The sequence below is a fragment of the Daejeonella rubra genome, assembly GCF_900103545.1.
GTDB classification, from domain to species: Bacteria; Bacteroidota; Bacteroidia; order Sphingobacteriales; family Sphingobacteriaceae; genus Daejeonella; species Daejeonella rubra.
The window spans coordinates 64,469-84,705 of sequence record NZ_FNHH01000003.1 but is presented as its reverse complement, the minus strand read 5'-3'; the positions used below and the strand labels follow the sequence as shown (position 1 = coordinate 84,705).

The following is a 20,237-nucleotide window of genomic DNA, read 5'->3' as shown; positions in this document are numbered from 1 at the left end:
TTCTTTAACCCTAAAAAGTAACGTTATGAATAACCTTTTGCTATTAATCCTAGATAACTGGAAAGCTAAAAAGCTGGGCAAACCAGCAATAGTCAAGAGACAGCAATTACGCCTCGCTGAAATGGTCAAATTTGCCCGTCAAAATTCACCATATTATAAAAAATTATACGAAGGGCTGCCCGAAAACATTGAGGATGTTTCCCTCTTACCAGCAACAAACAAGAAAAAGCTGATGGAATTTTTTGATGACTGGTGTACCGATAGAACTGTAACCCTATCGAAAGTACGGGAACTGGTTAGCAATCCCGATCTCATCGGAGAAAAGTTTTTAGGTAAATACACAGTTGCTACTACTTCAGGCACAACCGGAAGCCCTGGGATTTTTCTTTTGGATGATCGTAGCATGTCTATAACAAGTGCATTAGCTTTTCGAATGCTTAGCTCCTGGCTTGGTTTTACCGATGTTCTAAAAATTATTGCAGGTCGTGGAAAAATGGCTATGGTCATGGCAACAGGAGGCCACTTTGCTTCCTCGATTGCAGCTGCGCGTATGAGCAAAAGCAGGGGTAAAAGCTTCTTGGCTTTATCTGCACATAAACCCATGCCCGAACTTGTAACAGCTCTTAATAAGTTTAGGCCTGTATTATTGGCTCCCTATGCAAGCATGGGTGCTTTATTAGCTAGTGAGCAGGAGGCGGGCCGTTTAAATATTAAACCCGTTTTGCTTGCACTTTCTGCGGAAGGACTGGCTGAAAGTGAATATATCAGAATAGCAAAAGCTTTTGATTCTAAGGTCGGAAATTCCTATGCTGCCACCGAATGCCCTTTTTTTAGTTACAGTTGCCGGGAAGGTTGGCTGCATACAAACAGCGATTGGGTAATTGCCGAACCTGTAGATGCTAATTATAAGGCTATACCTGCGGGTGTTCAATCTCACACCGTATTGATCAGTAATTTGGCAAATAGGATACAGCCAATTCTTAGATATGATCTTGGAGACAGCATCATCCTTCGTCCGGACCCTTGTCCATGCGGCAATAAATTACCGGCTATTAAAGTTACAGGCCGATCTTCTGATGTAGTCAATTTTTTAAATGAACAAGGCGAACAGGTCAGTGTACCGCCTTTAGCGTTTGGAATATTGGTAGACCATATCCAAGGAATCGAGCGCACTCAGATAGTTCAAACAGCACCTACGAACCTGAAAGTGAGATTGCGTTATAGCGATGCAACAAATCAAGATGCTATTTGGGAGGAAGTACATAATGCAATTACCAACCTTTTAAACGAGCGGGGCCTAAATAATATAACTGTCGAACGTGCCAGTGAGCCGCCAGAACAATCCTCTGGGGGAAAATTTCGCGAAGTTATTCCTTTCAAAAAGCAATAGCGATGAGCAATATGGAAACTGAATTCGAACTGGATGTCAGTAATAAAGCAGAACGCCGCACTCTGAGGTTGGTACTTGTGATCAATCTTTCACAGGCGGCTTTAGCCGGAATAGTTGGTTTCTTCGCTGATTCCACAGGACTTATGGGAGCAGCACTTGACAACTTAGCTGATGCGGGGGTATATATTGTGAGTCTGTACGCTGTAGGTAGATCTGCTTTGGCCAAATCACGGGCCGCTTACCTTTCAGGCACCCTGTTGATCATACTTGGATTAGGCTTGCTCATTGAGGTAGTTCGCAGGTTTGTTGCCGGAGGTGAGCCAGCCGGCATTCTCATGATTGTTACAGCAATTATAAATGCGCTTTCCAATCTGTTTTGCGTTAAATTATTAAGTGCACATAGAGATAAAGGTGCACATATGAAAGCGTCTATGATCTTTACTGGAAATGATATGATGGTCAATCTGGGAATAGTCGTCTCCGGAATTATGGTTATGATATTTAAGTCATCAATCCCTGATCTTGTAATAGGGCTAGTAGTTGTTGGAATTAGTATTAAAGGAGGTATAGAAATTTTAAGGGAAGCAAATAAGAAACAATAAAATCATTTTAGACCTTAAGCATTAACATATGAAAATAGCAATAGCGCAACAAAACTACCATATTGGCAATTTTGAATTGAACAGGAATAAAATCATAACTGCAATTGAAGAGGCAAGGCAACAAAATGTTGATCTTGTTGTATTTTCTGAACTTTCAGTTTGCGGTTATCCACCCAGGGATTTTTTAGAGTTTTCTGATTTTATTGATAAATGTTATGAGAGCGTTGAGCTAATATCACAGCATACATTTGGAATAGGTGTAATTATTGGTGCACCGCAACGAAACCCTAAAATCGAAGGAAAGGATTTATATAATTCTGCCCTTTTACTTTTTGATGGTAAGATCATTGCAACTGCTCATAAATCATTATTACCCACCTACGATATTTTTGACGAATACAGATACTTTGAGCCTGCCAATACCTGGAGTGTAATAGATTTTAAAGGGGAACGGATTGCCCTGACAATTTGTGAAGACATCTGGAATCTTACCGAAAATCCTTTATATTCAACATCCCCTATGGAATTGTTGGTTCAGCAACATCCAACTATGTTGATTAATGTTACAGCTTCCCCTTTTGATTACGACCATGATGACGATAGAAAAGAGATTATACTGGAAAATATTAAGCGCTATCATTTGCCAGTAATCTATTGTAATACCGTTGGCGCTCAAACGGAATTGATTTTTGATGGCGGGAGCTTGGTATTTAATAATACCGGCAGCCTTCATAAAGAATTAAAATATTTTAAAGAGGACTTCTACGTTTTCGATTCCAAGGATTTATTGACCGATAATCAACCAATAGCAAACTATCGATTTGTAGACACACGGGTTGCTAAAGCGAGAAACAGAGAAAAATTAGTTGAATACTTAACAAGTGAAAAGAATATAGACCAGATTTACCAGGCACTTATATTAGGCATTCAAGACTATTTTAAAAAGATGGGCTTTAAAAAAGCGATTTTGGGTGCTAGCGGTGGAATAGACAGTGCTGTAGTACAAGCTTTGGCCGTAATGGCATTAGGCAAAGAAAATGTGCATGTTTTATTAATGCCATCGGAATTTTCTACTTCTCATTCAATTACTGATGCGGAGCAATTATCAGGAACATTAGGAAACAGCTTTGATCTTATTCCTATAAAAAACATATATCAAACATATCTAACATCATTAAATCCAGTATTTATGGATTTGACGTTTAGTATTGCCGAAGAAAATATTCAAAGCAGAATTCGAGGTAACTTATTAATGGCTTTGGCTAATAAATTTGGATATATTTTACTCAACACATCCAATAAAAGCGAACTAGCTGTTGGTTATGGGACGTTGTATGGAGATATGGCAGGTGGGTTATCCATTCTTGGCGATTTATATAAATTACAAATTTATGCATTAGCAAGGTTCATAAATAAGAGCGAAGAAATTATCCCTGTAAATATTCTAAGTAAAGCACCATCTGCTGAATTGAGGCCTGATCAAAAAGATGCTGACACCCTTCCGGATTATTCTGTTTTGGATCAGGTACTGTATGAATATATTGAAATGAGAAAGGGATCAAAGGAAATTATTGAACAAGGGTTCGATTCAGAACTTATTACAAGAATATTAAAATTAGTAAATACCGCTGAATACAAGCGCAATCAGTTTTGTCCCATTATAAGGGTGAGCAGAAAGGCATTTGGAGTAGGAAGAAGAGTACCTATAGTTGGGCAATATTTATACTAATCTGTTAAAATTATAAACCAATTATCAAGTTGTAGTGTTAATTGTAGTAAACTGAATAAAAAAACCGAAAATATCTTTCGCATCGTTAATAATGAGGGTTAAAAATGGCAAATTGATTAATTTCTACTTAATGGGTAAATTTGATGTTGGATGAGTTTCTGTGGTTACATATTTCTATCTATATTCTTTTCCTGTCAATTGAGCCGGGATTAGAAGCGATGTGTGCCAACCTAAGCAATCAGAAAATTGATTGTTGTGATACCTACGATTCATGCGAACAGGATTTGACCAATTCACAAAAGAAATCTTCGAATAAAGCACCTTGTAATGAGAATTGCAATCCCCTTAAAGTTTGCAATAACTGTATAGGATATGTAGTCAGTCCTTCTATAAACACGCTAGCAATGCCGCCTGTCCTTTTTTTAGATAACCACATTGTATTGTCCCCTAATAACCTTTTCCCGCAATTTTCTCCCGATTTCTGGCAGCCACCGAAATCCATTTTATAATTTCTATTCTTTAAACCCCAAGAGGTAGGTGCTCTCGACTTAATTAATTTAAACATTTCAAATAGATGTCATTTACAGCATAATGCTATAAAGATGTCATTTGTGATGTAACCTTATATATTGTCAATCCGAATAAATTTGAATACGTAGTTAGGCCAGAATCAACCTACTATGGCAGGCAAATTTGTTTAAATGATATATAGATATTTCCTTTTTTAGAGGAGATCAAGGGGCCCTATAAGTCTCGATTTTTTTAATTAAAGTAAAACCTATGAAAAAAGCAGAATACAACGACAAAGATTTGATAGTAGATATACTGACTAAATCGTTTGAAACTAACCAAAGTGTTAATTATATAGTAAAACAAGATTCGAAAAGATTAAGCCGGATTAAAGCCCTTATGGACTATTCTTTTGAAGTCTGTTATTCATTTGGAGATGTGTTTTTATCTGATGATAATAAAGCATGTGCCTTAGTGTTGTACCCTGACAAAAAAAAAACCACAATTAGATCCATATTGCTTGATGTGAAATTAATTTTATCATGCGTTGGCTTAGGTAACATTAAAAAGACCATGACCAGGGAGACGATGATTAAAAAAATACAGCCTAAAGAATCAATTTATTATTTATGGTTTATAGGTGTTGATCCGGCAAATCAGAATATGGGAATTGGGAGTGAATTATTAAAGGAACTTATAGAGGATAGCAAATTAAATGAGAGACCAATCTTCCTGGAAACTTCCACATTAAAAAATCTCCCGTGGTATAAAAAGTTTGGCTTTAATGTATATCATGAAGCGGAATTAAGCTATAAATTATTTTTTCTTAATAGGAGTCTTACTTAACAATTGTGTGTATGCTGGTATTTGGAACAGAAATGCACATTGTTACTTTTATTTTTGTGGTGCTGGAACTGCTAATGTTTGTTTTTCAGTTGTCCTATTATTTACTAAAGCCACAAGATGAATATCGGAAATGGTATTTAATACTGCTATTGCTTTTAATATTTTATAACATTACCGGAGGTCTGTTTCCTGATCCAAACATCAATATTCCCATTATTACACAAAATATTATTGCTTATGGCAGTGGCTTTTTAATGGCCTCTTATTTTCCCTACTATTTTTATAAGGGGTTCGACCTCAGGTTACTTCGTTTTCATGCGATTTATGGTGTCCCTTTATTCCTAATACTACCGTATGTTGTTTTTTTTGTGATTGCCTATTCTTTTAATAAGAATCTGGATTTTGCAATTCAATATGGCGTTATTATCCCCTTCTTTTATTCGTTTATTGTGCTCAGAGCTATATTAATTGCGATAGGTAAACACTATAAAGAGAATCGAAATCATCATTACTATATGGAAGAAATTGCTGTTTATTGTGCGGTTGTTCCATGGGCAGCCATGATTCCTATCACATATTTTCATTTTAGCCAGTTAGTTGAGGCTCTTTTTACGAATCTGGGTTTTCTTATTATAACTGGAATGTTTATTTATAAGTCTGTAAGACGTGCAAGAAAGGAAAATGCATTACTGGCTGAACTTGATTTGGTTGTTGCAGATCCTTTATCTATAAATAAAAATTGCAAAATATATGGCTTAACATGTCGGGAAACTGAAGTGGTCATACTTATATGTCAACGGTTCAAATCTAAAGAGATAGGTGAAAAGCTTTTTATTTCAGAAAGAACAGTGAACAAGCATGTCGAGAATATTTTCAGTAAGGTACTTGTGACAACAAGATTGGAGCTTATTCAGAAAATTGGACGCTGACCAAATTATTAGCTAATAATGATTATAATTTTAAATACGTAGTACCAACGTAGTAAAAAATACGCAGCATCCGCGTATCAAAATACGCATCCAATACTTATTCTATCAATAATTTTCTAGTTGAACTTTGACCTTCATTTATTAATAGAAGGTCGTATGGATCTATAGCTACATTTTTTTGGCCCGATGTGATAGTTGTTGCCAGTAAACAGGCAGGGCCGAATTCACTTTTAATCTACTACTATATGTTAATCAAGTACACAGAAGAATTGTATGCGCAGATGGAAACGCAATTGGAAAACATTAATGGATCATTAAAAGAAGCTATTCAGAATTTAACGGAATCGCTCTTTTGTATTACAACAACCTTGAATCTTTTAAAAAGATTCATTCAGGAGCATCCTTTTAAGGATCCCGAGGGTGAGATTGATTTTTTTAAGAACATTAAGCCACGATTTTATAGCTGGTATATTTATGTGGTTGAGCTATATCATATACTTTCAGCTGTACCTAGTGGTACAGATCAGATGATCCGAGATTATTTTATGGGTGAGTTAAAGATCATTAACAGGTATTTTACCATTCATCAGTTTTACTACCAATACTTCCAGCGGGACGAGACCGCGATGGATGAAAACTATTTTCTACGCGTCAATCTTGTTCCTTTTCCAATCGGATCTGAACAGACCGCTGTTGATCCCGACTTCTCCACTAACCAGGATTATATGTTTTCCAAATTCCGGGCTTATGAGATGCTTAGGACATTCCTGATCAGGAGGCTAAAACTTCTTTATCAAAACCCGGATAATATTTTTATCGCTGAAATACTTGCGGGGAAAAAAAGGTGTTGGTCTGGTGACAAAGTAGAACTCATTGAAGTTGCCTATGGTATTTATTATACCAATAGATTAAATGAAGGCAAAGCAGAGATTGGAGATGTTATTGAATGGCTGGAAGATAGCCTTCAAATTGATCTTAGCCAGGCTTATCGCATGTTTCTGGATATCCGCAGGCGAAAAACACTTAGTTATACCAAATATCTGGACGAAATGCGTGATTCAATCCACAAGCATATCGACGAAACCAACCGTTACAAACCAAAGACTCCCAAGCGACAGAATATGTAATTGTTCAAGTCAGCAATAAATCATTACCAACATTTTGAAGTTGTGAAAGCCCCGTCTGCACCCTCCCCAATTTTGCTCCCAGTGACAAACAAGATCTTTGACATTGGGGGATGAAGCATTATCCTGCGAGGAGCGGGAAATTTTGCGAAGGTGAGATTATATCAATAATCTGAAAGCGCATTGGCAGGCGAGGGCCCGGTTCGTAGGAACCGACGTGAGTAATCTCGAATATATAGAACCAGTATCCGCATAACGTTTGGTGCGGATACTGGATTACCAAGGGGGCATTCTGCCCCTTTTGTGTTTCTGAACTTTTCAAAATACTATCAATAAACTTAATTTATATATTATGTTCTTAAATGCGAATGAGATCCGGGAAAAAGTTTCCCTTGTGGATCTGTTAGCCCATTTGGGTTATGCTCCCGCTTATAAATCAGGCAAAGAACTATTCTATCTTAGCATGCTCCGGGAAGAAAAAACTGCATCGCTTTGTGTTAATGAGCAACTGGGAATGTGGTATGATCATGGTGGGCCAAACCGCTCCGGTATTAAAGGAGGAAATGTAATTGACCTCGGGCTAGCCTATTGGTTCCCTCTTTCCTTTCAAGAAGTGCTTGAAAAGATTAAGAATACCTGTTCTATTGAAATTTCAAAAATCCCTGTTCAAAAAGAATTAAATCAAAAGGCCAGACCCCGGATCGCAATTAAGCTTCCAAATTATAAAATTGCAGAAGTAAAACCACTGGGCAGTAATCCGGCTATTACCGGTTACCTGCAATACAGAGGGGTGTGGGAGACAGCTGCGGAACATCTGAAAGAGATTTACTATAATGTAGAGGATACGAAGAAAAATCGAAAGCCTTTCTTCGCAGCCGGATGGAAAAACGAGAATGATGGGTGGGAAGTGCGGAATAAGTATTTTAAAGGTTGCCTGGGTAAAAAGGGAATGAGCTTTATTCAGGGAGAAGAGAATCGATTGGCGGTTTTTGAAGGATATTTGGATTTCCTAAGTTGGAAACATGAACAAACAATAAACAAGCCAACTGTTTTAATCCTTAATTCCTTGTCTTTTATCTCAGCTGCTATTGACCGTTCCTCCAAATTTGAAGTGGTGGATGTGTTTTTTGACCATGATCAATCCGGTAGGCAGGCCACGCAGCAGTTGTTATCCGCTATTCCTCATGCCAAAGATCGATCAGATTTATATGCTGGCTATAAAGATTATAACGAGAAACATATGGCTGAACAAGCCGAATTATTGCGCATAACGTCGCCTATTGATGTTTTTAAAAACCTTAAAGTTGGTTTTAGCCGGTAACTATTTTACAAAACATTCTCTGAAGGAAGAATCTCGTTTTACCCTAATAATTTAGTTTTTTATCATGCAAAGGTATCGCAATCTGCTTTTAAACCGTCAAGGGTATATAAACCCGATGAAGGATCGGGCCCTTGACAGTTTAGCAGATCGCTTCTATACCAGGCATTAAAAAACTAAATTTTATTGTTATGGAAAGCTTGATTTTAAATCTTCAGTCAGAAAAAGTAATAAACAAATACATACACGAGAACCATCTTGTAAAGTATGAGAAAGGAATCCTAAACGAGATCTTAACTGCTATTAAGAAAAACGATGCTGGATCGCTTTCCTGGTTTGCCAGTTTTGGTACATCTTTAAGACATATCACCATGAATGTATATGCTTATCGTAAGCAACTGGAATTCGGTTTTACCGAAATCAGTTTTGACCAGCATGGATGGCTTTTAAGACCTCAATTTTTGGACAGGGAAGATCTCGTATTTGGAAACGTGGATCGATATTCAGAACATAGTATTATCTACTTAGGAAGGGGAGAAAACCATATCTGGACATACTCGCTTAATTATAGCTACGGCATGGCAGGCGGAGGAAGTTTAATATCAGTTTATGATACGCAATTTAAGAGCCGTCATGATGCATTAACCGCTGGGCTAAATGAGCTGAAGGAAATGATGTCAGCAAAACTCGGTAATAGTGATATTTCAAATTACAATCAATCTGTACTAACTACTACGCTGAAGGACATTGCGAAATTTGAGGTTGCTATGGTTCAACTTAGCTTGTTCTATATATCTCTTAATGCGTTAATACAGCTATTCATTTATATAAATTGCTGTATAGCCATATATACGAATAGCTATTTATTTATCTAAACAACTCTTTAAATAGCCCGCTAACTGAATAACCAGATATACAACTACCGACTTATATAACTAACCTTATAGCGATATATATAAATAGATATTTACATCAATAATCCAATAAAGGTTAATTTATATATCTGTTTATGCCTAATCCAAATAGCTCTTATACTAATAGCCAGCAAGTCTAATTATTCAGGCCATAAAAGAGCTCCAGAGAGTTTTGCCCTTATAAACACACATTAGCAATACAATCTTCTTTAAAGGGTATTAGCCCCGGTCTTTGCTTTTTTACCGGCAAGTTGTGTTTTTGGGTACCCAAAAACTCACTTGCCTTTGTCCCGGCTAACCCCTGAAGGGGAAAGGCAGGACAAAGGAGTGAAAAACCGCGCAACTTGGTTTTTCTGCAAAGCACCTTAAAGCCCATCCGAAGCCTCATGAAGAAAGCAATTAAGAAAGTTGGTCGGCCGGAAATGACATCAGGAAAACGCACGAAGATTATTAAAGCCAGGCTGACAGAAGATGAATTTAACCAAATCTTGATTATTGAAAAAAGCCTCGGTATCACTCGTATGGAACTTATCCGGACAAGAGTGCTTTACAATTCAAGTAAGGTTTTGGTTAATGCAGGGGGGCTTTTAAAACAGCTTGATGCTATCGGTGCAGAAATGGGCAGAGGTGGAAATAACATTAATCAACTGGCCAGGCATGCTAATATACTCAAGAACGATGGTTTGCTGACTGAAAGCGTAGTTAGAGAATTTAACGAGCTTTTTGGATCCTACATTACTATCCAACAAGAATTGGAAAAAGCTATCCGGCATATTATTCGACTGATGAAATCTTAATCTATGATTGTAAAAATTCTCAATAAATCCGCAGCCTTTAAAGGGGTAAGTTATAACACTAGCAAGGTTGAAAAAGATAAAGGCGAACTAATGAAGGTACAAAACTTCGGGGCTATACAAGGCTTGGATTATTTACGGCCACAGGATTATATCAATTATCTTGAAGCTCAATCTGCCCGAAGTACCCGGACGAAGTTTCCGCAATTCCATGCTGTTATTTCGGCTGAAGGAAGATCACACAGCAAAGAGCAGTTAAGCCACATTGGGGAGCAATGGCTTACAGGAATGGGCTACGGAGACCAGCCCTATTTGCTGATTTTCCATAAGGATACGAAAAACAACCACATACACATGGTTACTACACGTGTGGGTAAAGATGGTCGGAAAATTCCGGATGCTTTTGAAAAGATAAAATCCTACCAGGTGTTGAACCGGATATTAGGGGTGGATGAAAACAGGGCTGCCAAAGCTCAAGTTGAAAAAGCGTTAACCTACAGCTTTTCCACCCGTGCGCAGTTTATGATGATTTCAGAAGCACAGGGTTACGCGGTTACATTATCAGCAACCGATTATAAGATTAGCAAGTTTGGTAAAGAACTGGCTCAAATACCTATAAAAAAAGTAGATGAGAGAATTGCTGATCATCAAAAAAATAAAGAGCGCATTAGCCAACTGCGGGCGATAATCGAAAAATACAGGCTAAAGGTAAATCCGGCAATCTACTCTATAACCCGTGATCTTCCCGGAGGTAGGACAAAAACAGTTAGCGGCTATTCTTCCAAACTTGCAGAAATGCTGAAGGCTAAATTTGGAGTCCAGATACTATTTCATGCGAAAGATGATAAACCCCCTTATGGATACACCATCCTGGATCATGTGGGGAAAGCGGTTTTTAAAGGTAGCGAAGTCATGTCCCTAAAAGAGTTTATCGACCCTTTACAACCAAGAATAAAACAGGAAGCCAGCCCTGAATTTTCTGAAATAATGAAAGAGATATCTCAAGACAATCTGGCTTTTTATGAGGAGGCTCTTAATGAATATTCAAGTGAAGGTCGAAATCCGGATGAATTCCATGCTTTAAATGCTGAACCTTCAGCCGATCAGTATGATACAGGAATATCAGTTGGGCTACCTGAATTGCAAATAGATATTTCTGATGACATTGACGATGAGGCAATACCTGGACGGAACCGGCGAAAGAAAAGAAAATCAATAACAAACAACCGATAACTATATAAAATTCATGAAATGGTCATACTAATAGGCAACCAAAAAGGCGGTGCAGGTAAGAGTACACTCACCCTGCTATTTGCTAATTATTTAGCTACCATTCGCAACCGAAGGGTAACAGTACTAGACATGGATTACCAGCAGTCCATCGCTTCCAAATCTGAAAAGGCGAAGATTTTAGAAAATGAACCGGACTATGAAGTGATCCCTTCAGATCTCAAACATTTCCCCATGCTGTTGAATCTATTAAATAAGAATAAAGGCGAGATCGTACTCATTGACTTACCAGGCAAGATGGACGATGACGGCCTGATTCCTGTGTTCCTGGCTGGAGATATGGTCTTATGCCCTTTTAATTATGATGAATTCTCTGTGGACTCAACACTGCTGTTTGCGATGGTAACCAGGAAGATCAATAACCACGCGCCTTTTATTTTTATTCCCAACCGTATCAAAAACACGGTGAAATATGAAACCAGGCTTGAAGTGGAAAAGGTATTACAACGCTTTGGTGTCATTACACCCGGCATTGCTGACCGCGTAGATTTTCAAAGGATCAGTACGGTACACACGCCTCTTATCCTGTTTCCGGTAATCCTTCCTATTCTTGATCTGGTTTACGAAGCATATCTTTTAAAGGAGGAACAGCCATGACGAGTATTAAATCCCTTGCCGATGAACTGAGGGAAAAAATCCGATTACAGGACACAGAAAATGCGGTAACCCCTAAAGAAAACCCTCCTGAAAACACTAAAAAGCCTTCTTCAGTTAAAGAAATTGATAAGGAAATTTCATCCCTATTTAATGCTCTTGATGCCTACGAGCTTTGCGGCTCTGACAAAATGCTTATTCGCCTCGATACCCGCACTACCAACTTGCTAAAGCAACTAAAGCTGGCCAAAGGCATTGACATGAACAAATTCATTGCTTACAGCCTGCAAATTTTCCTGGAGCAGCGTCCCTGGCTCAGCTTTTATATCAAAGAAACCCTTAAAAACACTGACTTATGACATGGACAAATTTTTTATTGATTTTATTAGTGATTTATCTCACCTACTATGGGCTAAATGTAATCTTTGACCTTATTATGGCCAGCAAACAACCAGGGTCCGAAAGTGATCAGGATGTATTGTTTTTCAATGAAGATACCAGCCCTGAACTGATTACTTATGAAGAAGAGTCGGAAGCGCCAGCACCCCCATCGGCACCTGAAAATCCAGAGCCGGACGCTCCAAAACAGTCCAACTTTACTTCAGGACTGCTTAGATCAACCGGAGCCGTTGGCATCAAAGAGTTATTCAATCTTGCAAAGGATGACCTCATCGAATATACCAGGGCGATCCCTTATTAAACTTTATAGCTAAGCGCATGATCTCTTCACGTTCACCTTAATCAAATTCCAGGATGAAAACCATTCCTCAATTTTTGAAGGCAGCTTTGGCTGCCTTTTCTATTGCATTACCTTTCTATTGCTATGCTCAGCAACCACCCGGTATAAACGAATTCTACCAGGTAAGCGGCGAAATGCACCGCTGGTATTTCAGTCTGTCCGATCTGGTTTTGGTGATCGGTGCGATCAGCGGAATACTTGGAGGTCTGAGAATCTATACTAACTGGCAATCCGGCAAACATCATCACATCGATGCCCAGGTTATGGGCTGGTTCTTTTCCTGCCTTTTCCTCACGTTGATCGGTGTCTTTCTCAGAGCTCTCTTCAGGGTCAATTAACTCTTCATTTAAACATTAACCTTTTTAATTCTTACTCTTATGACAAGTAAAACTCAAAAACTGTTATCATTTGCTGCGCTGTCTATTGTAGCAGTACAAACCGTCTTGGCTCAGGGCGGCGGCGGCACAACCGGAATCAATGCAGCAACATCTTCACTGACAAGTTACATAGATCCGGTATCAACCTTAACCCTTGCGATTGGGGCGGTAGTTGGAATCATAGGAGGTGTACGAGTATACATCAAATGGAATTCCGGTGATAATGACATCAACAAAGAGCTTATGGGCTGGGGAGGATCCTGCCTCTTCCTGGTTTTGGTGTCAGTGGTTATTAAGGCATTTTTCGGTGTCTGATGATCCGCAAATTTTCCATATACAAGGGGCTGCAGAAACCCCTTGTATATAAAGGATTTAAAGGAAAGTTTATTGCCTGGGGTATTGGGTCGCTTGCTTTAGGCTTGGTCTCAGGGGGCTTATTGGGTGCCCTGACCAATATGTATCTGGGCGGGATAGTAACCATACTGTCCATTGCCGGAGGACTATCCTATACCTTTTTTCAACAGAAGAATGGCCTGCATTCAAAAACCCGCCACAAAGTAGTCTTTATACATCTTATCCATTTAAAAATAAATTATGCAAACACATCAAAAGACCGCATTTAAAATGCCCTATGCCGGTATTGATCCTGATGATGGTCAAGCTGTACTGTATGGGGAAAGAGGTGATTTCTCAATGATCTTTCAGATTCGGAATCCTGTTTTGCAGTACGGTGCAGATCCTGATGCTTATTCAGCTTATCATCACCTCTTGCTTAATATGATCAAGATTCTGGGTGAAGGGTATATAATTCAGAAACAGGATGTATTCTCCCGCCAAAAATATCAGCCTAAGCCTGCAACAGAATTTCTGCAACAAAAATATAATGAACATTTTGAGGGAAGGGAATATACCAGCATTAGCACCTACCTTATTCTGACACGTCAGGTTAAAAGAGGGGCATTTTATGTGTACGATAAAAAAGTGCTGAACGATTTTCATCAGCACCGGAGCAAAATATATGACCTTTTGAACGGTTCAGGCTTAAGCCCTCATCTTTTAGATGAAACAGAGATCAACCGCTATATCACCGCTATCCTAGGCATGGAGTTTTCATCCGGACACGCTGCCCTGGATAATATACTTTCAGGTGATCAGCAACTGGGAATTGGTACAAGGGCAGTCCGTAGTATTAGTTTAATCAATACAGATATAATAGACCTTCCGGAAAAGCTCGGCACATATACTGAAAAGCATGATGGTAAGAACCTTCGGGAATTCCCGGTTGATAACCTTTCCTTCCTTCATCAGGTACCCGGTTATCAGTGCATCGTTTATAATCAGGTAATTGAGATTCCCGGACAACAGCTTACACTGAATAAACTGGAATTAAAACGTAAACGACACTCCGGTGTGCCTGATCCGGCTAACCTGATTTGTGTGGAGGATATTGATCAGCTCCTTGTTGATGTGGCCAGGGAAAATCAGCTGCTGGTAAATGCTCATTATAATATTATAGTTTGCGCAGAGGTTTCCAAAATCAACAAGGCCGCCAATTTTATTGAAGCAGCACTTTTTCAGCAAGGTATCATCCCTTCACGCAATGCCTATAACCAACTGGAACTTTTTCGCTCTGCTCTTCCTGGCAATGCAGTAGAATTGAAAAAATACGACTGGTTTTTAACCACCTCGGATGCGGCGTTATGCTTTTTCTTCAAAGAATCCATGCTCACAGATGAGGACTCAGATTTTCTGATCCGTTTTACCGACCGCCAGGGAATTCCTGTAGGTATAGACCCGGCGGATTTACCTATGCGTACCAATCGCATAAATAATCGCTCAAAATTTGTTCTGGGAGGCAGTGGAAGCGGGAAATCTTTTTTTATGTGTGCCCTTCTTGAACAGTACATGCTCTATAATATGGATGTTGTGATTGTGGATGTAGGACATTCTTATTCCGGACTGTGTGCCTACTTCGGTGGTAAGTATTACACCTACACGGAAAAGAACCCTATCACTATGAACCCCTTTGCCATCAGCGAAAGTGAATATAATATCGAGAAAAAAGACTTTTTAAAAACGTTAATCGGGCTGCTTCTTAAAGGGGCAGAAGGAACGATCTCTCAGGTAGAGGATACCGTGTTTTCTAATGTGATCTCTGCATATTATTCGGAATACTTTATGCCGGAATCTGAAAAAAAGATAGATAATCTAAGCTTTGATTCCTTCTATCATTATTCAGTAGAGAAAATTAAAGAAATCAAAGATCATGAAAAGATCAGTTTTGACCTTGATGAATACCGGTATGTTTTAAAGAAATTTTGCAGAGGCGGTGAATACGGATCGCTCCTGAATGAAACCTCTGATGCTTCCGTATTTACTGAAAGGTTTATCGTCTACGAAATAGATTCCATCAAGGAAAATAAGGTTTTATTTCCCATAGTGACTCTCATCATTATGGATGTGGTTCTGCAAAAGATGCGTCACCGGACAGGACAACGTAAAGCTTTAATCCTAGAAGAAGCTTGGAAAGCTATTGCATCACCCTTAATGGCCGGGTACATTCTTTATTTATATAAAACCATGCGTAAATTCTGGGGGGAACCTATTGTTGTCACCCAGGAGCTTGGAGATATTTTGGGTAATGCGGTGATCAAAGACAGCATCCTGAATAACTCCGATACCATTTGCCTGCTGGATCAAAGCAAGTTCAAGGAGAATTACGACGATATCGCAAAGCTGCTTTCATTGACACCAATTGAACAGAAAAAGATCTTCACCATTAATCAACTTGACAACAAGGAATATCGTGGAAAATTTAAGGAGGTATATATCCGCAGGGGATCAAGCGGGGAAGTATATGGTGTGGAAGTTTCGCTATTTCAATACCTGACTTATACCACCGAAAAGCCCGAAAAAAATGCCGTTGAAACTTACATGAGGGCTTACGGATCTTACCAGACAGGGCTGGAAGCTTTTGTTTCCGATCTGGAGAGAAGCGGCTTGAAGCTTGAAACATTTGTCCGAAAAGTTAATCTGGAGGGAATATTCCCAGCTGGTTCTATAGAATATTTTAAACCTGATTTTATATGAAAAAACTAATCTCAATTTTAGGGTTTTGCCTGCTGGTTTTGCCTGGCTTTACCCAGATCTACATCGATCCCGCAACAGCTGGTGCAACAGCTGCCCATTCGGGAATCATTAATGGACAGCTAAATAAAACCAACGAGAACCTGACCCTGATACAGCGCGGGCAACTGGCGGTAACAGGGCAACTGGTAATCGTAAACGACTTGCAAAATCAGATCTATAAAGGGCTGAGTGAGGTGTCAGGTGTGGTTCGATCATTACTTGCAGTAAAGGATATTACCGAAATCAGTATTGACATAGTGGAAGATGTAAACAAAGCGGTCACTATAGCCCAAAGTAATCCCACGCTGTTGCTGTTTGCGGAGGGGGGAGCCAGGGAGTTTAAAACACGAGCTACTAACCTAGCCGCAGAGGTAAGTTCATTTGTATTGCAAGGTGGTAAGAGTAACCTCATGGATTCAGGGGAACGGGCAAAACTGTTGAACAGGATCGTTAATGAACTGATGATCTTACGGGGTGTGGCATACGGTATGTACCGCTCCATGTACTGGGCAAAACAGCGTGGGATACTAAATTCTCTGAACCCCTATGCGGGGTATACCAATATCGATAAACAGATCGCTGATGATATTATCCGAAATGCCAAATACCTGAAGCAATGAAATACCTGATATTCTTTTTGATCTTGTTAGGCATGGTGCCTGAAGGATCAGCCCAGGTAAACGTACAACTCTTGCATCAGTTAGTGGCCGAAAGCAAATCAGAGCATAGCAAGCAAGAGGAAGCTAAAAATAAACAAGCCATTACATCTGCAAATGAAGAAGTGAACCGTTCTCAAATGAGCAAGCTTAAAACCAAATACCGCGAATTGCAAAGCCGCTTTCAAATGCTCGGATTGGCAATAGATGCTACACAGATTGGATTACAAGCTGCGCCTGTTATAACAGAAATCATCCAGCAGCAAGGCCTTATTTTCCAGCAAGCAGGTAATGACCCATTGTTGATATTGCTTGCCTATAATGCTGAAATGGATATGGCTGATCAGGCATATTTACTAAGTAACTACTTGTACGGACTGGCAATAAGTTTCGGTGATCTAAACCAGATGAAATCCAGCGACCGCAAAATACTGTTCAGCCATGTTTTGACAGAATTGCGTAGGATCGCCGGGGCATCGAGAGGGCTGGCAGCAACGATGTACTACGCCAGCAGGAGAAAAGCACTTCAATCTATAAACCCCTTTGCAGACTTTATCAATGAGGATAAACGATTAGTTAATGACATCCTGCGAAAAGTCGATCTTCTTAAAAACCCCTGATCTTATGAAACACATTCTCTTTTTATTTTTAATATCGACGGACTGGCTAACTGGGTTTGCTCAGGTGATGGTTTTTGATCCCAGGCACTTTGCCATAGTCAATGAAAACGGGGCAGCTCGTCTCGCAGCCGAAAACACGCACAATAATTACCTGACTACGATCAATAACCGACTGGATGATATTAACCTTAATATCTCCTCAGTAGTGATGGTACAAACGCTCATCCATAACTCGTTAACTCAAGTAAACCAGGCACTCAAAAGCGGTTTAACAGTCATGCAGATCGGGCAGATCTCCGACGAAATCATTAAGGAAAGTAGTAATATGATCGCTATAGCAAGGACGGATCCTGTGTTGCTTTTGTTTGCTGAAGATGTTGCCCGGCAAATGAAATCGCGTGGCGTTAATCTGGTCAGTGAGGTATCCGGGTTCATCTTAAAAGAAGGAGATAACGTTCTGATGGATTTTGAAAAGCGAGACGCTCTTCTGCGCAAAGTTATCCTGGAGCTAAGGGTAATGCGAGCTTTATGTTACAGCATGAGCCGATCCATGTACTGGGCAAAAGTGAACGGAGTGTTGAAAACAGCTAATCCATATCGTGATTTTATTAACCAGGACACCAGACTGGTAAATGACATCCTGTTTAAATATAACCTCCTAAAAAAATAACTATGAAAACAACACGATTATTAATCCTGCTTCTCTTCTTAGGGTGCAAGTTCGCTTCTGCACAAATGGTGATCAATGATGAATCTATCCGGTATCAGCAAGAGCGCATGGTATTTAAACAATGGGACAAGGATAAGTTTACTCCAAAACCAGGTTTTTTAGGTCTTAATCCCTTGTACTGGCTAACATGGGCCTGGCATCCTGATTACAAGAAAAAAGATCTGCGTCCCTTAGGGCCAATAGGGCCCCAGACTCAACGTCTGATTTTTGTCGCTGCCATGCAAAACACGGAGAATGCTTATAAATTACAAGCAGACACTTTGCGAAACACGGCAGTCACCGAAGCTGTCAACTATTCCGGCATCACCTCTGCTACCGACCCTTTATGGTTGTTGTACTATCGACATGAATTCGATCCGCTAATAAATCAACAGGATGACGGATTACTAAACGGCCTTGCCCAAAAAGAGAAGGAATACTTGAATCGTAGCGGAGTATTGAGCTGGTACCTGGAAGAAAGTCAAACTTTGAATGAACGGCTGGATGCAGCACGTAATGCAACTGTAGATAGAGGATCGCGCATGTTAGCTTATCATCGCCTCCTGGCCGAATACCGCAAGCTGGCTGCAGCATGGGATTCCAAGAAGCAAAATGCAAAACTATATCTTTCTCTAGCGGAGTCAGCAGATAATGTTAAAGGTCAGGGCGTCCCGATTGCGAAAAATACCGGGTACAGCAGAACGGATAAACAGATCGCAGATGATGTACTGAACAAATCCAAACTTTAAACGAATAGCTATGACAACAATCCAAATGATAACCGGCCTCGCCGGTTTTTTTGTGCAGGGTCAGCCCGTGAATGTCCCGGAATCTTTCAAGGATACATTTAATTTTCTACAAGGGAATGGAGTATATGAGGAAGGAACAATGCACTTTTTAAAACAGATGAAGAACACCATCTGGACGCATTATGATGCTTTCATTGCAGATGCACAGGCACTGTCAGCCATCTTTATGCTCATTTTCTTTGCTATTAAATCATATGAGATGATGTCGGGCGACAAAAAGCTGGAGATTATGCCGCTCTTACGGCCTTTTGGCCTGGTAATGGTCATTCTCTGGTGGTCGACTTTCACAAGGGTCATTGCTTTTCCGACTGATGTGATTGCCAATAAAACCGAAGCCATGTTTGATGGCAGCCAGACAGCAGTGAATGACCTTCGCCTTCAACGTGCCAAGCTCATGGTTGAAGTTTCGGATCAGCTGCTCACCGTACAAGCCCAAACTGAAACAGCCAAAAAGGAGGCAGATACCTGGTATGAAAATGCCTGGGAATCCGTCAAGTCTTCAGTAAAGGAAGGATTTTCCGAAGTTTGGAACCCGATTGTAGAAATGCGCAACCGTTTACAAGTCGGTCTTCAACTGCTTGCAACTTCCTTACTTGAGACAATTGCTTTGTGGTTCTTGCGCATATGCGTCTATGTGATCTTTATTATACAAATCATTTTTTCAACGATATTGATCATTCTTGGACCTTTTTCAGTAGCGGTCAGTATTCTGCCTGCTTTTCGGGATTCGTTTGGTACATGGGTGGCACGCTTTATATCTGTCAATCTGTACTCTGGCATTGCATATTTAGTAATGTATGTTGCTTCCCTTTTTCAACAATATGCTATGGAAGCAGAAATTACCCGTTACCAGGAACTGGTTGGTACATCCGGAGCAAGTATGGAGAAACTTAGTGTGTTTGCAGGAAATGGTGTCCTCTCTTTCGGGATTGTTATCGGAACATTTATCATTGGGGCACTGACCATGCTTACCGTTCCCAGTATATCCACATGGATTGTTTCCACCTCTGGTATTACCTCCGCTGCTTCTTCAATGGGTAGAGGAGCATCCAATATGTCCCGCATGATGACCCGCATGATCACTAAAGCATAATACTTTATTCTTTAACCCCGATTTGGCTGCTCTACCGGGTGGCCATTTCTTTTAAATCCAATTTC

General features: G+C 39.8%; 22 protein-coding genes. All 22 read left to right on the top strand.

Annotation, left to right across the window (positions count from 1 at the left end):
* Positions 1-25 precede the first annotated feature (25 nt).
* The 22 genes from BLR27_RS03085 to BLR27_RS02970 all read left to right on the top strand — a co-directional run bounded on the left by BLR27_RS03085 (position 26) and on the right by BLR27_RS02970 (position 20,172).
* Positions 26-1,390, top strand: coding sequence for a phenylacetate--CoA ligase family protein (locus BLR27_RS03085; RefSeq protein WP_090699702.1), 1,365 nt, complete (start codon positions 26-28; stop codon positions 1,388-1,390).
* Positions 1,391-1,392: 2 nt separating this feature from the next.
* Positions 1,393-1,992: a cation transporter gene (locus tag BLR27_RS03080; protein ID WP_090699697.1), complete on the top strand. Its 600-nt coding sequence runs from the start codon at positions 1,393-1,395 to the stop codon at positions 1,990-1,992.
* A 28-nt stretch (positions 1,993-2,020) separates the two neighbouring features.
* On the top strand, positions 2,021-3,721 hold the full coding sequence (locus BLR27_RS03075) for an NAD+ synthase (RefSeq protein WP_090699694.1): 1,701 nt from the start codon (positions 2,021-2,023) through the stop codon (positions 3,719-3,721).
* A 780-nt stretch (positions 3,722-4,501) separates the two neighbouring features.
* A complete protein-coding gene (locus tag BLR27_RS03065) occupies positions 4,502-5,077 on the top strand; it encodes a GNAT family N-acetyltransferase (protein ID WP_090699685.1) in 576 nt (191 codons plus the stop codon).
* A gap of 11 nt (positions 5,078-5,088) precedes the next feature.
* Positions 5,089-6,006 carry a helix-turn-helix transcriptional regulator gene (locus tag BLR27_RS03060; protein ID WP_090699676.1) on the top strand — a complete coding sequence of 306 codons (918 nt, stop codon included), beginning with the start codon at positions 5,089-5,091 and terminating at the stop codon, positions 6,004-6,006.
* A 245-nt stretch (positions 6,007-6,251) separates the two neighbouring features.
* The gene (locus BLR27_RS03055) at positions 6,252-7,133 is read left to right on the top strand and encodes an RteC domain-containing protein (protein WP_090699674.1); all 882 of its coding nucleotides are present in this window, start codon (positions 6,252-6,254) and stop codon (positions 7,131-7,133) included.
* 349 nt (positions 7,134-7,482) lie between these two features.
* Positions 7,483-8,451, top strand: coding sequence for a toprim domain-containing protein (locus tag BLR27_RS03050; protein WP_090699671.1), 969 nt, complete (start codon positions 7,483-7,485; stop codon positions 8,449-8,451).
* Between the two features lie 188 nt (positions 8,452-8,639).
* Positions 8,640-9,323 carry a hypothetical protein gene (locus tag BLR27_RS03045; RefSeq protein WP_090699668.1) on the top strand — a complete coding sequence of 228 codons (684 nt, stop codon included), beginning with the start codon at positions 8,640-8,642 and terminating at the stop codon, positions 9,321-9,323.
* 425 nt (positions 9,324-9,748) lie between these two features.
* A complete protein-coding gene (locus tag BLR27_RS03035; protein WP_090699661.1) occupies positions 9,749-10,159 on the top strand; it encodes a plasmid mobilization protein in 411 nt (136 codons plus the stop codon).
* 3 nt (positions 10,160-10,162) lie between these two features.
* The gene (locus BLR27_RS03030; protein ID WP_090699657.1) at positions 10,163-11,389 is read left to right on the top strand and encodes a relaxase/mobilization nuclease domain-containing protein; all 1,227 of its coding nucleotides are present in this window, start codon (positions 10,163-10,165) and stop codon (positions 11,387-11,389) included.
* Positions 11,390-11,407: 18 nt separating this feature from the next.
* Entirely contained in the window at positions 11,408-12,043 is a 636-nt protein-coding gene (locus BLR27_RS03025; RefSeq protein ID WP_090699653.1) for a ParA family protein, read from the top strand.
* On the top strand, positions 12,040-12,399 hold the full coding sequence (locus BLR27_RS03020; RefSeq protein WP_090699648.1) for a hypothetical protein: 360 nt from the start codon (positions 12,040-12,042) through the stop codon (positions 12,397-12,399). The genes BLR27_RS03025 and BLR27_RS03020 overlap by 4 nt, the downstream gene beginning before the upstream one ends.
* Positions 12,396-12,740, top strand: a complete 345-nt coding sequence (locus tag BLR27_RS03015) for a hypothetical protein (protein WP_090699643.1) — start codon at positions 12,396-12,398, stop codon at positions 12,738-12,740. The genes BLR27_RS03020 and BLR27_RS03015 overlap by 4 nt, the downstream gene beginning before the upstream one ends.
* Before the next feature lie 53 nt (positions 12,741-12,793).
* Entirely contained in the window at positions 12,794-13,117 is a 324-nt protein-coding gene (locus BLR27_RS03010) for a DUF4134 domain-containing protein (protein ID WP_090699639.1), read from the top strand.
* Positions 13,118-13,156: 39 nt separating this feature from the next.
* The gene (locus BLR27_RS03005; protein WP_090699635.1) at positions 13,157-13,471 is read left to right on the top strand and encodes a DUF4134 domain-containing protein; all 315 of its coding nucleotides are present in this window, start codon (positions 13,157-13,159) and stop codon (positions 13,469-13,471) included.
* Complete coding sequence (locus BLR27_RS03000) at positions 13,471-13,779, top strand: DUF4133 domain-containing protein (RefSeq protein ID WP_090699631.1); 309 nt, start codon at positions 13,471-13,473, stop codon at positions 13,777-13,779. The genes BLR27_RS03005 and BLR27_RS03000 overlap by 1 nt, the downstream gene beginning before the upstream one ends.
* Complete coding sequence (locus tag BLR27_RS02995; RefSeq protein WP_090699628.1) at positions 13,751-16,246, top strand: TraG family conjugative transposon ATPase; 2,496 nt, start codon at positions 13,751-13,753, stop codon at positions 16,244-16,246. Before BLR27_RS03000 ends, BLR27_RS02995 begins: the two co-directional genes overlap by 29 nt.
* Positions 16,243-16,905, top strand: coding sequence for a hypothetical protein (locus tag BLR27_RS02990; protein ID WP_090699624.1), 663 nt, complete (start codon positions 16,243-16,245; stop codon positions 16,903-16,905). The genes BLR27_RS02995 and BLR27_RS02990 overlap by 4 nt, the downstream gene beginning before the upstream one ends.
* Positions 16,902-17,561 (top strand): hypothetical protein, encoded by a 660-nt coding sequence (locus BLR27_RS02985; RefSeq protein WP_090699620.1) that lies wholly within the window; start codon positions 16,902-16,904, stop codon positions 17,559-17,561. The genes BLR27_RS02990 and BLR27_RS02985 overlap by 4 nt, the downstream gene beginning before the upstream one ends.
* Before the next feature lie 4 nt (positions 17,562-17,565).
* Entirely contained in the window at positions 17,566-18,231 is a 666-nt protein-coding gene (locus BLR27_RS02980) for a hypothetical protein (RefSeq protein ID WP_090699615.1), read from the top strand.
* 2 nt (positions 18,232-18,233) lie between these two features.
* Positions 18,234-19,019 carry a hypothetical protein gene (locus BLR27_RS02975; protein WP_143007689.1) on the top strand — a complete coding sequence of 262 codons (786 nt, stop codon included), beginning with the start codon at positions 18,234-18,236 and terminating at the stop codon, positions 19,017-19,019.
* A gap of 10 nt (positions 19,020-19,029) precedes the next feature.
* A complete protein-coding gene (locus BLR27_RS02970) occupies positions 19,030-20,172 on the top strand; it encodes a plasmid transfer protein (protein WP_245704410.1) in 1,143 nt (380 codons plus the stop codon).
* Positions 20,173-20,237 lie beyond the last annotated feature (65 nt).